Genomic DNA, 13,910 nt, shown 5'->3' on the forward strand with positions numbered 1-13,910 from the left:
AATGGATCTACTAGTTTTTGCACACCGCGGTGAAGCACAATGCTTCCTAAAAGAGATGGAGCTTAAGGCCCACCCATTAAATAACTCCCTCTACACTCTAGAGGATCAGAGTGTTGCGCTTATTATCACAGGAGAAGGCCATAATAACGTTCTAACGGGACTTAGCCTCGCTCTAGGGCAACTTAGTGGAAATGTTCAAAGAATCATTAACTTCGGTATTTGTGCTGCCTTAAATGAACAATTACAAAAGAATGAAATTCACTCAATTAGAACAATCTATGGCCAAGATGAATTTAAAAGCTTTCAAACAATAGACACTCAGGCAAAACACGACCTCATCACAGCAAAACAAAGACTTTTAGATACCAAAGAATCTCAAAAGCTTGAGCACATTGCCCCACTAGCAGATCGAGAAGGATGGGCCATAGGCCTTGTTGCCAAGCAAGCAAATATCGATCTTTTATCTTATAAACTTATTTCAGACCATGTTAGTGATGCACCAATATGCGAATATATTAAAGAGCTTTCTCAAGATTACTCTCAAAAATTATTTGAATTCTATCAAGAATTAGAACTAGTAGAGAAAGCCTCATCAATTGAGAATCCATTTAAAGAGCAAAGCGACTACTACTTTACACTTTCTCTTAATCGAGAAGTCTCAAACCTGTGCCAGCAACTATGTGTAAAGTACGAAAAAGAAAATATTAATGACATCATCGATACAACTTCCCTTCTAAACTTAGAGACGACCCCAAAAAAGAGGGCCTTAAAGCTAAGGGATCAACTAAAAGAGAAGCTTTATCCTACACGCACAAAAATTCTAGGACAACTTGATAGCTTTATTCAAGATGCAGGCTTTGAGAAGAAAGAGCTCACATACGACCCAGCAATTGAGAAAGTCTTTTTAAATTTAAAAATAAATATCAAAAGCGAAAAAGATATAAAAGAGCTTACTCGTAAACTTAAGAATATAGACTGGCACGAGTACCAATCAATTATGAATGGAGAAAATCTTTAATGAAGATTGAAAAGATATTCATTGAAGAAGAAGCTCGAAATGGAGAAATTGCTCTCTCTCTTCCAAAGCGCTTTCCAAAAGCACAAGTTGTATACATAGATAATCATGCAGATATCTGGGGAAGAGTAAAAAAACCTTATCTCCATAAGAGAGATTCTCTAAATCTCTTCATTGCCCACAAAAAAGGCTCTTTAGTAAAAGAAGCTCCTGATGCATATGGAATCTCAGGTGAGCCTCATTATTACTTTATCCACGCTTATAATTGTATTTATGAGTGTGACTACTGCTACCTTCAAGGATATTTTAATTCACCGGATCTTGTTCTCTTTGTTAATCATCAAGAAATTATGGCAAGCATGCAAGAAATAGCAGATAAAACAACAGGCAACCTGTGGTTTCACGCTGGTGAATTCAGTGATTCCCTAGCTCTAACACACTTAACCAATGAACTAAGCTTCTATCATGACTTTGCAAAACGTAATTCAAAGTGCTTTATCGAATTAAGAACAAAGTCGGCAAATATTAAAGAACTGATGAAGCTTGATCCCTTACCAAACTTTATTACTTCATTTTCTTTATCGCCAAAGAATAAGATTAAATCACATGATCTTAAGACACCATCTCTTGCAGCAAGACTTAAGGCAATTGAGAAGCTGTATAAAGCGGGTCACCCTATTGGACTACACTTTGATCCCGTTATTCACACAGATCAATTCGAAGAAGAATATCAAGAACTAATAAATGAAGTCTCTAATATCATTCCACTAAATAAAGTAGAATATATCTCAATTGGTGTTGTGCGCTTTACTAAAGATGTCTACTCACAAGTAAAAAAGAATTATCCAAAAACAACCTACTTTCATTCGGAGCTTACAAAAGGTGAAGATGGAAAGATTCGCTACCCAAGGCCAATGCGCCACTGGATTTTAGGTAAGATTAAAGATATGTGCTTAAAGGCCGGCGCTATTGAAAAGGCCGTCTACTTATGCATGGAAGAATAATCAACCTCTTAAAACTGAAGATAGATATCTAAGTAATTATCAATTAACTCTAAACTTCGGGCGGCTGACTGCTTCTGCCTTGCTTGGTATTCCATATATACATCACCAGGATTAACGACTTTTAAATTATCCGTTTCAGGTGCTTCATAAACAGATGAATAGACTGCTCTCAACTCATCATAAATTGACTCGAGCTCAGTAAAATAAGACTGATCCGCCCCAGATAAGAGTCCTACACCTTTTAAAAGTGTCAGATGCATTAAAATATTATCTTGTAAGTAGTCGTTAGAAAGGGACTTAAAGATTTCGGTTGTCATAAAGCCCACAATATTTTCTTTTTGAATCGCAGTAAACTCACCTTCTTCAGCTAACTCAATAATAGATTCAAAGAAAATCGTTAAGTTGGACTGACGACATACAAGAGGGGCCCTCAAGATCTTTCCAAAGTCTGTTGCGCTTACTTGTTCATAAGAAGATAATGCGTACTCAGCTCTTTCAACAAAACGAAGAGCCTCTTGCCTGGCCTTTACATCATTATAAAAAGTTACAGCTCTTTTAAGATTCATTATAACTTCATCTGGGTTTTGAAAATAAGAAGAATTAATTGGATCGATAATTTGTGATGGTGGCAGATTTGAGTTGATACTCTTTTCACAATCTAAGTTGAGCATCTCAAGTTTTTGAATTTCGCCACCTAATTGTGCAAGTTCTCCTGCAGGCAGGCCTTCAATTGTGACGACTTGATCATCACTTCTCTTATACTCATTATCTTCATGGAATTGCTTTCGTGGAACAAACTTCTTTTTAGGAGTATTATTTGAAAAAGGTTTGAGTTCTTTTTGACCTTCAGATTCGTAATGACCCCTAACCTTCTGTGGTAGATAATCATCCTGATAGAAGTGGTATAGGAAGTAGCTCACCGACATAGCTACTAGAATTATGAAAAACAATAAAATACGTTTTTTCAATCTTACAACCTCTCCTCTTCCTTTTAAGAGGATAACTACCTGAAATTAGTTATTTATATCTAATATGATATCGACAGCGTTTTGCTATGTCCAAGATTCTTTGATAACTACTTGTAAAAACCATAAGATATTGCTCATTTTGCACAAAAATGGTTGCACTTTTATGACGATATGTTTATATTCTACAACCTAATAACCCAAATATTAATGTAGAGTTTATATAAATAAGGATGAAGTGATGGCACGTACATGTGATTTAACTGGAAAAAGAAGACTTGTTGGTAATAAAGTTTCTCACGCTAAGAACAGAAGCAAAATGACTCAAAAACCAAATCTTCAAACAAAGAGAGTATATGATCCTGTAACAGGTGAAACAATTAAGCTTAGACTTTCAACTAGAGCAATTAGAACTCTAGATAAAGTTGGATCTCTTTCTAAGTTCCTTAAGAAGTACAAGCACCTTTGGAACGCTTAATTAGATTTTAATTCTAAGACTTTAAGTCATTTAGATATAGAAAAGGCCAGCATTTAGCTGGCCTTTTTATTTATGGCTGTTTATTTAAAACAAATTAGTATTGAACATCAACTTGATCAATAACAAATCCCCACTTCTGAACTGAACGGTCTGACTTAAATGTTAATTTAAGTGTTCCACCTTCAGCAAAGAAAGAAGTGTAGTTCTCACCGCTACCAGTTACCTTCTCAATTAAAGTACCTTTAGCATCTCTAATCTCGATGTAGTCATAACGATTCTCAAGGTCAAACTTACGAATTCTTAGACGAATGAATTTTGCACCTTCAACTTCGTAAACAGTTTCCATAACTTCATTTTCTGAATATGGGTGTGCTGACTCAAAAAGAGGAGCATCAACTGTTTGCCAATCTTCTGGATTTGGCTCGTTTCTTTCAGGAATTGTATTCGTTAAAAGATTGTAAGCGTTAATACGTCCAGAGTTAATAGTCTTACCTCTAAGTGCCGCTACTGGATCAGAAGTTACCATAACTTTATTTCTGATTTGTAGTGGAGTTAGATCCTTATTTTCAGCTAGGAAAAGACCAATTACACCTGAAACATGAGGAGTTGCCATTGAAGTTCCTGAGTAAGAAGCATATCCACCATTTTTAACAGTTGATAGAATCTCATGCCCTGGTGCACCAATATGAACTGTTGAACGTCCGTAACAAGAAAAGCTTGCTAGTTCATCAGCAGCTGTTGTTGCAGCAACTGAAATTACGTTATCAACATTGTAGTTTGATGGGTAGTGTGGTCTTGAATCGTTATCAGTTGAAGAGTTACCTGCTGCGGCCGTAAATACGATACCTGCATCATTAGCTCTTTCGATTGCTTCTTGAAGTGCTTCAGAGCGTCCGCCCCCTCCCCAAGAGTTTGACATAATATCAACACCAATTTTTGTAGCATAATCAATTGACTTGATCGCAGCTTCAGTTGAACCTGAACCACTATCAGTTAAAAACTTAACCGCTACAAATTGAACATCTCTCATTACACCAGCAACACCAATAGCGTTGTGTGAAGCACCGATTGTTCCTGCACAGTGTGTACCATGAGAATGTCCATCAATAGGATCACCGTCATTATTAGCGAAGTCATAACCATGGATATCATCAACATAACCATTTCCGTCATCATCAACACCTGGCTGACCATTTGCTTCTGCTTCGTTTACCCACATTTGATCTCTTAGATCTGGGTGGTTGTAATCAATCCCTGTATCGATTACAGCGATTTTAATTGCGCGATCACCTTTTGTGATTTCCCATGCCTTAAGTGCATCAACGTCAGCACCTTCGACAGCATTTACACCACGTGGCCCATTAGAACCTGTGTTTCTAAGTCCCCAAAGTTTTCCAAACTTAGCATCTGCTGGTGTATAGTATGCACCATTATCAGAAGCATCTTGATAGTTTAGAATTTCATCAAGAACATTTGTGTGTACAATTGGCTTTACGATTTCGTAAATGAAGTTAGGCTCAGCATATTCAACTTCTGCTCTTTCATTCATTTGCTTTGCAAGAGTGTCAATTGACACAAGTGATTCATTAAACTTCACAACATATAGGTCACCTGATGATAGCTCGATACGACGATCAAGTGATGCTCCCGTTAGTGAATGTCCAAAAAAGTTCTCTGCTGCAACATCTTTCTTAAGCTTTACAATCAGTTCTCCTGGAACATGATCAGCTGCAAGTGGTGAAAGTGCCATTGCTGAAATAATAGCTGGCGCTAAAATAGATTTAATACTCATTAAGATCCTCCTAATCCTTTATCTCCCCTTCCATAAGGAGACCATACTAAGACTAAAAATATGTCTGCTAACTAGTTTACCACCATTCAAAGGGCAAAAATTTCAAAAGATACAAAATATTGAAAATGTGAGAAAATGTTAGTTAATGATACACGGAAAAAGTAACGACCCAGTCCTTATAAAAAGAATACCAGTAAAAGTCTGGACTCTTCGATCTGAAGTAGAAGAGGCCGTTCGTCTTCGCTACAAAGAAGGCGAAAAGCCTGATTTAGAAGACCTAATCGAAATTTATAAAGACAAAGGTGAGCTTCCTGTTGCTGAAGAAGTTGAAGATGATAACAACGAACTTGATCCTCAAGCACTGGCAGATGCAGCAATGAATGGAGAAGAAACTGACAATGTTACTCCGATAAATGAGAAGAAAGTTATCAAGCAATTTATTCCCGATCTACCAAAAGAAAAGCTTTTTAGTGGGAATTTATTGTTATCAGAACTCTACATGGAAGGTATGTATTTCTTCTGTGAACGAGAGTTCACACAGGGTCAATCAATCGTTGTTGATATCCAAATACCAAATCGTATTATCCTAAATGGAATCGTTGTTTATTCGCGAACTTTTAATATGAAAAGTCGTATTATTTCCAACGCTTCTCTACCCTACCGTACAGGGATAAAGTTCACATTTCTTAAAGAGGGTGAAAGAACTCTTCTTAGAAACTTTATTAAGTCATTTGAACCAGAAGTGGCCCAAGAGGCTCCAAAGTCAGTAAATGCGACTCCGGCATCACCAGCAGGAGGAGATGATGATGACGAGCTGGATATCTTTGACGATCTCTAATAAGAATTCTAAAATTTCTTATGCAAAATATTAGACGTAACTATTTCTCAGCAAGCCTTGTTTCAATTCTCTTTGTGACTCTCCTATTTGGAGCTGTTATAAGCGAGTTTTTTCAAGCACCCGTGATAACTTCAAAAGAACTTTCGAATCTACAGTTTCTTTTCACAAGTGATCAAATTGATGACGTAGATAGTCTCTCTCTTGCATCAAACCTAGGACGATTTAGTCTTGCAAAGAATAATGGCCAATGGATCATTACTCAGCCTCGACGAATTAATGCCAATGAAGCGACAATCACAAAGCTTCTCGATTCACTAAAGAATGTAAAAATAAAAAAGATCTTTCCAAAAGATCCTATCAATTTATCAAACTTCTCTCTCGATAATCCAACTTCAACTATTACTCTAAAGAATGAGGATGGAATTGATGAAACAATCTCTTTTGGACTAATTAATCCAATTGATAACTCGACTTATGTTGTAAGTGATAGTGATAATGCTATCTACCACGTAAACGCTGTAAAGTTCTCTCTGGAAAAACTAGACCTTCCATCTCTAATTGATTCACGAGTCTTTAGTTATGCTCCAAGTGATATTACGGCCATTACTGTTATAAATTCAGGAAAGCTGCGTTTTGCTTTTGAAAGAAATAAGAATGACATATGGATATCTGGAAATAATGCTTTAAATGATGAATTAGTCCAAGACTTTCTTGTTAAATTAACAAGCTTCAAATCGAATCTTATTTTAGATAAGAGAACAGATAAAATGAATGAAAGAATTGAGCGCTACCTAAAGAAGCCATATTATAAAGTTATTGTAAAAATTAAATCAGGAGAAGAGATTGAATATGACCTTTCATGGGTATTAACTTCTCTACCAGACTTAAATATTGAGAAAAAAGAAAACTTTATTATTCGTGCATCAAATAGAGAACACCCGTTCCTTGTAAGTAAGGAATACCTAAGTGTACTCTACAAAAGAATAAGAAGCTTTAGACCAAGTCCACTCAATAAGATAATTTACTAAGCTATTAACTTATTAAGAATTTCAGACGCTACACCTTCAACTTCATCAATAACATGTTGAATGGCCTTACCTACTCTGTGGTGTCTGATTGGAAATTTTGAAAATGGAACAAAGATGTAATAAGTTTCACCTTTACATGTTTCCAAAGCATTTAAGTCGCTAAAGATATTATCATCAAAATCTATCTTTATACTCTTCTTCTTACTTTGGCAGATGGCCTCATCAAGTTCTTCATAAGTTTTCCCATTAGCGCTAAGGAGTCCCCCAACCTCAGCACTAAGGGAAATTTGGTCGGCCTGTGATAGACTTAAAAAATTCTTGTGCCCCTCAATTGATACAAGGATTCCCTTGCGACTCAATTGCACAATCTGTCCATCAACAGGTTTTAATATAGAATTCCAGAATGAAAACTTAGCCTTAAGATTTGTGTTCATTCTGAAGTCACGATGACTTAGTGATAGGTTTGTCAGTAAGCGATCATAGACAAATAATTTATAAATATCATAATCAACCCATCTCATTGAATGCAGATGCATAAATGGACCGGCCTTATGCTTTAGAGATATTAATGTTTGCTTATTCACATCAAACCAAAGATGCTTTAATCTCGGGTCAATATAGAAGTTATAGAGATCAAATAGAGTTGTCTCCATCTCACCTTTCTTATTTACTAACCAAACTGGAATCTCTTTAAAAGCTTCAAGTTCTTCTTTAACTTCACTGATACTCATCGAAGAAATACCACTTGAGTGACGATCTTTCATGGCCTCGATTAATTTCGACCAATTTGACCAATGTAGACTATATGGGCCGTCATCAAATAATTGAATAGATTCAAATAACTTAGGATCTGCAATATATTCTTCTAAATTCTTTAATGCGCTCATATCCGCCCTCTACTGGTCAACGATTTATTTCTTCGTATTTCCCCACTATAGCAATATGGTTAATTAAAACGAGTGGATTGCTTAACTCTCTAATAGAAGCCTTTATTTTCAATAATTTAGATACTGTAATTGACCATTTTCCCCACTTGGCAATAAAAGCGAATTATTGCCTATTTTCATTGGTATTTAATGATTTTGGTTACTTAAGTTATAATATGATCATGAATGCATTGGATATTTTCCGAAAATCCCATTTGGCCCTAAACCTCACACCTTTTACGATAAGGGAGCTCTTTAATATCCCGACAACCCCATGTGATGTTTTTATCTTTGAAGATGGTAAATTTAAGCATTCACTATATCGTGGCACCTATGTTGCTAACGATACTTTAAAGGAAATGATTGAAAGAGGTCATACTATAGTCTTTGCAAGTAATGAGCAAAGAGAAGAGTTAAAGGAATTACAACAAAATACCCTAAGACAGGTAACAAGATCCTTTTCAATGGGTGATACATATCAAAATTGCAAAAATCAGCTCAATCTTATTACCATTAATCTTCGCTATCTCTTTGAAGATCCAACGGATGATAATGCATTAAATCTTCAGTATCAAAGTCTAAAGGTTCTCGCCAACTTTCTAATAAAGAACCCAAAGATGCACGAGCCACTATATCGTTACTATGCGGCCCAAGGGCATCATTATATTTTTGCTCAACCCCTACTTTCCTCAATCTTTCTCGTAGGGATTCTGAAAACATCTCAACTCTATAATGATAAAGATATTGAGAACTTTTTTATCACAAGTTACTTTAAGGATATTGGAATGTCGGCCATTCCTATTGATAAATTCGATAAAGAGAATCTTTCTGAGATGGATAAAGTCCTACTTGCGAAACACCCAATTATTTCTGCAAGAATTCTGCAAGGAAGGATTCAGCTCTCACCTGCTCATATGAAGGTCATTGAAAACCATCACACGTTCAGTATTATCGATAAATACGACACTGATAATCAACATATCAAGAACCTGACTGTAACAGGTTTTGAAACGCTCATGGTTAACGTCTGTGATATCGTTGCGGCCATGATCTCAACACGCCCTTATAGAGAGGCTTTATCGATCTTTGAAGCCTTAGAGAAAATACGTTCACATATTGGAAGTGAGTACCCACACGAATTTAAAATTATCATTAACTACTTTCGCAATTTCTTTACAACATCAGTCAGGTAAAAAAAACTTTTCATAACGTTTCAAATATTTCAAAATAATAATTAACCAAGGATAAGGTTAATATATTTTTAATTACATATATTTAAATTCAACAATTGCTAAATGCTCCAGGGAGGGAACATGGCCAGTCAACAAATTCCAGTAAGCCCGGTAACGGGAATAATTGCAGAAGAAAACGTCTTTATCGATTTTGGTGAGCACGAAGGAAAATCTATCCTTGAGATCCAAGATACTCTTCCAGATTATTACGATTACTTAATCAACAAAAGAGAAGAAGGAATTTGCACAATTCGTCGCAACCAAGATAAGTCATTTAGACTTTACGTTTCAAATACACTTCAATAAATTATATCGTGGGGCAGCAATGCCTGCCCTACTGTTTTCTTAACAAAATCTTAATAAACACCCTTTTCTCCCTATGCTAAATTTCTTAGTGAGAACACACATTTAGCTATATTCGAGGAGACATAAAATGATTAGAAAGCTCATTATACTTTGTGCCGCACTATCTGCACTAAGTGCTCATGCAATGAAAATTAATGCTGCTGGTGCTTCATTCCCATATGCCATTTACTCAAAATGGTTTTCAGAATACTCAAAACAAAATCCTGACGTACAATTCAATTACCAGCCAATTGGATCAGGTGGAGGTATTCGCCAACTAATTAAAGAAACAGTTGATTTTGGTGCCTCTGATGCTCCAATGAAAGAAAAAGATAAGAAGAAAGCAAAGTGGCCAGTACTTCACGTTCCAATGGTTTTAGGTGCAGTGGCGATTGCTTATAATCACCCAGAAGTTAAAGATCAGCTTAAACTTGATGGTCCAACTTTAGCAGATATCTACCTTGGTAAAATCACAAAGTGGAATGCTCCACAAATTCAAAAATTAAATCCAGAAATGAAACTTCCAGAGAGTGATATTCTAGTTGTTCGTCGTGCTGATGGTTCAGGAACAACGAAGAATTTCGCTGACTACCTAGTCGACGTAAGTTCAGAATGGAAGCAAAGAGTTGGAACTGGAAAGTCTCTAAGATGGCCAACAGGAATAGGAGCAAAAGGAAATGATGGTGTAACTTCAATGGTAGAAAACACTACTGGCACTATCACTTATATGGACCTTGCTCACGCCAGAAAGAATAATATCAAAACAGTTGCTCTAAAAAATAAAGCAGGTGTCTACATTAATCCAACAGTTGAAGCTGTATCAGCATCGGCCAAAGGATTTACTCCAAAAGGTAAAGAATTAACTGGCTCACTAATCAATAGTGCCGATAAAGATGCATATCCTATTAGTGCCTTAACTTATATTCTTTTACCAATGGTTGAGAAGGACCAAAAAAGAGTCGAGATCTATAAATTTGTAGAATGGGCCATAACTAAAGGTCAAAATTACGCAAAAGAGCTTTTCTACGCTCCATTACCAGAAGAACTTTCCAAAAAGGTTGTTAAGAAGGTAAAATCTCTTTAATGAAATTATTAAAAGACTTCAGGCCATCATCTCCTAGTTATCAGGATAAGATGGCCTATACTACACTAAGATTTTTTTCACTTGTTGTAATTGTTCTCCTACTTATTATGATAGGACAATTATTCTTTGCAAGTCGCGAAGCCTTTAATGAATTTGGCTTTGCTTTTATCACAGATGACTTCTGGAATCCCATCGATGATGAGTTTGGAGCACTTCCCTTTATTTTTGGAACGGTTGTAACATCTCTACTTGCACTTTTAATTGCAGGACCAGTAAGTGTAAGTGTTGCACTTTATATTACAGAATACCTTCCAAAATCTCTTTCAAATATTTTAGGGACATTTGTTGAACTTATTGCAGCGGTGCCAAGTATTATCTTTGGTCTTTGGGGACTTTATTACTTAGCTCCTTTTGTAAAAGATACTGTTACACCTGCTCTAAAATCAACTCTAGGATTTCTACCTCTATTTCAAGGTCCAAGTTTTGGAATCGGTATTTTAACTGCATCAATCATCTTAGCGATAATGATCATCCCAACGATTACTTCTGTAGCAAGAGAAGTTTTTCGCTCTGTAAGTATTCTACATAAAGAGGCAGCTCTAGGGCTTGGGGCGACTAAATTTGAAATGATTAAAATTGCAGTACTTAAGCCAAGCTTTTCAGGTATCGTTGGTGCATTAGTTCTTGGCCTTGGACGTGCCTTAGGTGAAACAATGGCCGTTGCAATGGTTATTGGAAATACACCTCAAATATCAAAATCAATTTTTGCCCCGGCTTCAACAATGGCCTCAGTTATGGCAAATGAATATGCAGAAGCTGAAAGTGATCTTCACCTATCAGCACTGTGCCTAGTTGGTCTTCTACTTTTTGTCGTCACTTTTGTCGTCAATCTAATTGCACGAACAATTGTATGGAGACAAACTAAAGGAAGGAGTAAGAAATGAAACTATCCAAAAAAAGAGTCATAAAGAACCAACTCTTTCGAGGAACTTTAATACTAAGTTCTCTCATTGTAATAATGCCACTTATTCTAATCTTCGTTTTCCTTCTACAAAAAGGTTCCACTTCGTTAAGCTTAGATTTTTTTCTAAATGATCCTAAACCTGTAGGAGAAGTTGGAGGCGGAATGAGACATGCAATCATCGGAACACTAATGATGGTTGCCCTAGGCTCATTTATAGCTGTTCCTGTAGGGACATTATGTGGTGTCTACTTAAGTGAGTACGGTAAAGGAAAAATTGCGCAAAGCCTACGCTTTACAATTGACCTCTTAACAGGTGTTCCATCAATTGTTGTCGGTATTTTTTCTTATTTAATATTTGTTGTTAGCTTTAAATCATTTTCTGCCCTAGCAGGTGCTTTTGCTCTGAGTATTATCATTTTACCAATTGTTACACGTACAACTGAAGAGATTTTAAAACTTATTCCAAGACATGTTAGAGAAGCAGGACTGGCCCTAGGGTTACCTCGATGGCGAGTTATTTGGAATATAATTTTAAGAGGCTCAAGAAACTCTCTAACAACAGGGGTTATCCTGGCCATATCTCGTGCTGCTGGTGAAACAGCACCACTACTCTTTACAGCTTTTGGAAGTATGTATTTAAGCTTCCAAGTGACAGGCCCAATGGCATCCCTTCCTGTCCAAATTTATAATTATGCAATAAGCCCCTATAAAGATTGGCAACAACAAGCTTGGGCCGGATCATTCACTTTAATTATTATTGTTCTGGGACTAAATTTAAGTGCGAAATTTTTATTTAATACAAAGAAGCTTAAAAAATTCTTTGTGAGGAAATCATAATGTCTAATAGCGATATCATTTTAGAAGTTAATAATATTCAAGCATGGTTTGGTGACTTTCAAGCAGTCAAAGGAATTGACCTAAAATATGAGAAGAATACGGTTAATGCCATTATTGGCCCATCAGGTTGTGGTAAATCTACTTATATCCGTACCTTAAATCGTATCCACGAAGAAGTGGAAGGTGCACGCGTATCTGGAGAAGTCATATTAGATGGTAAAGATATTTACGCACCAGACGCAGATCCTGTTGAAATCCGTCGCAAGATTGGAATGGTATTTCAAAAGCCAAACCCATTTGCGGCCATGAGTATTTATGACAATGTTGTTATTGGCCCACGTCTTTGGGGAAAGAAGAAAAAAAGTGAATTAGATGAGATTGCTTTTAATTGTCTTACAAAAGCAGCACTTTGGGATGAGGTAAAGGACAAGCTTCACCAAGAAGGAACTTCACTCTCAGGTGGACAGCAGCAAAGACTTTGCATTGCTAGAACTCTTGCAACGAACCCTCCAATTGTTCTAATGGATGAGCCAACATCTGCACTTGATCCAATTGCAACGGGTAAGATTGAAGATCTGATGAGTGAATTAAAAAAGGACTATACGGTAATTGTTGTAACTCACAATATGCAACAAGCTGCTCGTATTGCAGATTATACAAGCTTCTTCATCTTAGGTGAGCTTATCGAGCACGGCCTAAGTAGTGATGTATTTACTAACCCAAAAGAAAAGAAAACAGAAGACTATATCACGGGTCGTTTTGGTTAAGGAGTAGGCCATGGATTTAACAGTTGAAACACTTAGAAAAGATATTACCGAAATGGCCGCTGTTGTGGAGAAGATTCTTCACGTAGCCGTTCAAGAAGATTCAAAGATTGAAGAGCTTCATGAATTAGAACATGAAATTAATGAATATCATAAACTAGTTGATGACCATGTTTTTAAGTTTATTGCACTTAAGTCCCCTACTGCAATTGATCTGCGTACGGCCCTTGCAATTATGAAAATAAACTCAGAGCTTGAAAGACTTGGTGATGAGGCAGTTAACTTAAAACGTTACTTAATGAGAGTCGAAACTAATCGTGACTACTGCACGATCATTCAAGCAGAAGTTTTAGAAATGGTAAGAAAAAGTCTTATTGCCTTTGCTTCAAATAATACAAAGATGGCAACAGACGTAATTAAAGCGGACCAGGAAGTTAACTCTCTTCACAGAGACCTTGTTAAGAAGTTTTACCAATTATTAAAAGAAGGAAAAGCTGAAGTCGACGAAGGCTTTGCTATTATTCGCGTTTCAAAAATATTTGAGCGCTGTGGTGACCACGCTACAAATATTTGTGAAGATATCATTTTCCTAGAATCAGGACAGGATATTAGACACTCTGAAGATTAGATTATAAAGG

15 protein-coding genes are annotated in these 13,910 nt (G+C 36.4%); 12 read left to right on the plus strand and 3 right to left on the minus strand.

The window, feature by feature from the left end:
- Nucleotide 1: 1 nt before the first annotated feature.
- Complete coding sequence (locus DAY19_RS00175; RefSeq protein ID WP_114705161.1) at nt 2–1,018, plus strand: nucleoside phosphorylase-I family protein; 1,017 nt, start codon at nt 2–4, stop codon at nt 1,016–1,018.
- Nucleotides 1,018–2,019 (plus strand): SPL family radical SAM protein, encoded by a 1,002-nt coding sequence (locus tag DAY19_RS00180; protein ID WP_114705162.1) that lies wholly within the window; start codon nt 1,018–1,020, stop codon nt 2,017–2,019. The genes DAY19_RS00175 and DAY19_RS00180 overlap by 1 nt, the downstream gene beginning before the upstream one ends.
- A gap of 8 nt (nt 2,020–2,027) precedes the next feature.
- On the opposite strand, the gene DAY19_RS00185 is transcribed toward DAY19_RS00180, so the two are convergent.
- A complete protein-coding gene (locus tag DAY19_RS00185) occupies nt 2,028–2,987 on the minus strand; it encodes a hypothetical protein (RefSeq protein WP_133296837.1) in 960 nt (319 codons plus the stop codon).
- Between the two features lie 238 nt (nt 2,988–3,225).
- Between DAY19_RS00185 and rpmB the strand changes: the two genes are divergently transcribed.
- Nucleotides 3,226–3,462, plus strand: coding sequence for a 50S ribosomal protein L28 (rpmB, locus tag DAY19_RS00190; RefSeq protein WP_114705164.1), 237 nt, complete (start codon nt 3,226–3,228; stop codon nt 3,460–3,462).
- A gap of 94 nt (nt 3,463–3,556) precedes the next feature.
- On the opposite strand, the gene DAY19_RS00195 is transcribed toward rpmB, so the two are convergent.
- On the minus strand, nt 3,557–5,254 hold the full coding sequence (locus DAY19_RS00195) for a S8 family serine peptidase (RefSeq protein WP_114705165.1): 1,698 nt from the start codon (nt 5,252–5,254) through the stop codon (nt 3,557–3,559).
- A 145-nt stretch (nt 5,255–5,399) separates the two neighbouring features.
- On the opposite strand from DAY19_RS00195, the gene DAY19_RS00200 reads away from it, so the two are divergent.
- A complete protein-coding gene (locus DAY19_RS00200) occupies nt 5,400–6,092 on the plus strand; it encodes a hypothetical protein (protein ID WP_114705166.1) in 693 nt (230 codons plus the stop codon).
- A 20-nt stretch (nt 6,093–6,112) separates the two neighbouring features.
- Nucleotides 6,113–7,120: a DUF4340 domain-containing protein gene (locus DAY19_RS00205; RefSeq protein WP_114705167.1), complete on the plus strand. Its 1,008-nt coding sequence runs from the start codon at nt 6,113–6,115 to the stop codon at nt 7,118–7,120.
- Here DAY19_RS00205 and DAY19_RS00210 read toward each other — a convergent pair.
- Nucleotides 7,117–8,007: a hypothetical protein gene (locus DAY19_RS00210; RefSeq protein ID WP_114705168.1), complete on the minus strand. Its 891-nt coding sequence runs from the start codon at nt 8,005–8,007 to the stop codon at nt 7,117–7,119. The two genes, DAY19_RS00205 and DAY19_RS00210, sit on opposite strands and share 4 nt — an antisense overlap.
- Before the next feature lie 221 nt (nt 8,008–8,228).
- On the opposite strand from DAY19_RS00210, the gene DAY19_RS00215 reads away from it, so the two are divergent.
- The 7 genes from DAY19_RS00215 (at nt 8,229) to phoU (ending at nt 13,900) form a co-directional block, all read left to right on the plus strand.
- A complete protein-coding gene (locus tag DAY19_RS00215; protein WP_133296838.1) occupies nt 8,229–9,239 on the plus strand; it encodes an HD-GYP domain-containing protein in 1,011 nt (336 codons plus the stop codon).
- 120 nt (nt 9,240–9,359) lie between these two features.
- Entirely contained in the window at nt 9,360–9,584 is a 225-nt protein-coding gene (locus DAY19_RS00220; protein WP_114705170.1) for a hypothetical protein, read from the plus strand.
- 127 nt (nt 9,585–9,711) lie between these two features.
- Complete coding sequence (gene pstS, locus DAY19_RS00225; RefSeq protein WP_114705171.1) at nt 9,712–10,707, plus strand: phosphate ABC transporter substrate-binding protein PstS; 996 nt, start codon at nt 9,712–9,714, stop codon at nt 10,705–10,707.
- Nucleotides 10,707–11,651: a phosphate ABC transporter permease subunit PstC gene (pstC, locus tag DAY19_RS00230; protein ID WP_114705172.1), complete on the plus strand. Its 945-nt coding sequence runs from the start codon at nt 10,707–10,709 to the stop codon at nt 11,649–11,651. Before pstS ends, pstC begins: the two co-directional genes overlap by 1 nt.
- Complete coding sequence (gene pstA / locus DAY19_RS00235; protein ID WP_114705173.1) at nt 11,648–12,508, plus strand: phosphate ABC transporter permease PstA; 861 nt, start codon at nt 11,648–11,650, stop codon at nt 12,506–12,508. The genes pstC and pstA overlap by 4 nt, the downstream gene beginning before the upstream one ends.
- The gene (gene pstB / locus DAY19_RS00240; RefSeq protein WP_114705174.1) at nt 12,508–13,275 is read left to right on the plus strand and encodes a phosphate ABC transporter ATP-binding protein PstB; all 768 of its coding nucleotides are present in this window, start codon (nt 12,508–12,510) and stop codon (nt 13,273–13,275) included. Before pstA ends, pstB begins: the two co-directional genes overlap by 1 nt.
- Before the next feature lie 10 nt (nt 13,276–13,285).
- A complete protein-coding gene (gene phoU, locus DAY19_RS00245) occupies nt 13,286–13,900 on the plus strand; it encodes a phosphate signaling complex protein PhoU (RefSeq protein WP_114705175.1) in 615 nt (204 codons plus the stop codon).
- Nucleotides 13,901–13,910: the final 10 nt, after the last annotated feature.

This window comes from Halobacteriovorax vibrionivorans (genome assembly GCF_003346865.1).
Taxonomy (GTDB): domain Bacteria; phylum Bdellovibrionota; class Bacteriovoracia; order Bacteriovoracales; family Bacteriovoracaceae; genus Halobacteriovorax_A; species Halobacteriovorax_A vibrionivorans.

Coding starts and splice junctions, on each gene's coding strand:
- DAY19_RS00195 (WP_114705165.1), bottom strand. CDS start 5,254: ATGAGTATTAAATCTATTTTAGCGCCAGCTATTATTTCAGCAATGGCA.
- rpmB (WP_114705164.1), top strand. CDS start 3,226: ATGGCACGTACATGTGATTTAACTGGAAAAAGAAGACTTGTTGGTAAT.
- DAY19_RS00220 (WP_114705170.1), top strand. CDS start 9,360: ATGGCCAGTCAACAAATTCCAGTAAGCCCGGTAACGGGAATAATTGCA.
- pstS (WP_114705171.1), top strand. CDS start 9,712: ATGATTAGAAAGCTCATTATACTTTGTGCCGCACTATCTGCACTAAGT.
- pstA (WP_114705173.1), top strand. CDS start 11,648: ATGAAACTATCCAAAAAAAGAGTCATAAAGAACCAACTCTTTCGAGGA.
- DAY19_RS00180 (WP_114705162.1), top strand. CDS start 1,018: ATGAAGATTGAAAAGATATTCATTGAAGAAGAAGCTCGAAATGGAGAA.
- DAY19_RS00205 (WP_114705167.1), top strand. CDS start 6,113: ATGCAAAATATTAGACGTAACTATTTCTCAGCAAGCCTTGTTTCAATT.
- DAY19_RS00200 (WP_114705166.1), top strand. CDS start 5,400: ATGATACACGGAAAAAGTAACGACCCAGTCCTTATAAAAAGAATACCA.
- pstB (WP_114705174.1), top strand. CDS start 12,508: ATGTCTAATAGCGATATCATTTTAGAAGTTAATAATATTCAAGCATGG.
- phoU (WP_114705175.1), top strand. CDS start 13,286: ATGGATTTAACAGTTGAAACACTTAGAAAAGATATTACCGAAATGGCC.
- DAY19_RS00210 (WP_114705168.1), bottom strand. CDS start 8,007: ATGAGCGCATTAAAGAATTTAGAAGAATATATTGCAGATCCTAAGTTA.
- DAY19_RS00175 (WP_114705161.1), top strand. CDS start 2: ATGGATCTACTAGTTTTTGCACACCGCGGTGAAGCACAATGCTTCCTA.
- pstC (WP_114705172.1), top strand. CDS start 10,707: ATGAAATTATTAAAAGACTTCAGGCCATCATCTCCTAGTTATCAGGAT.
- DAY19_RS00215 (WP_133296838.1), top strand. CDS start 8,229: ATGAATGCATTGGATATTTTCCGAAAATCCCATTTGGCCCTAAACCTC.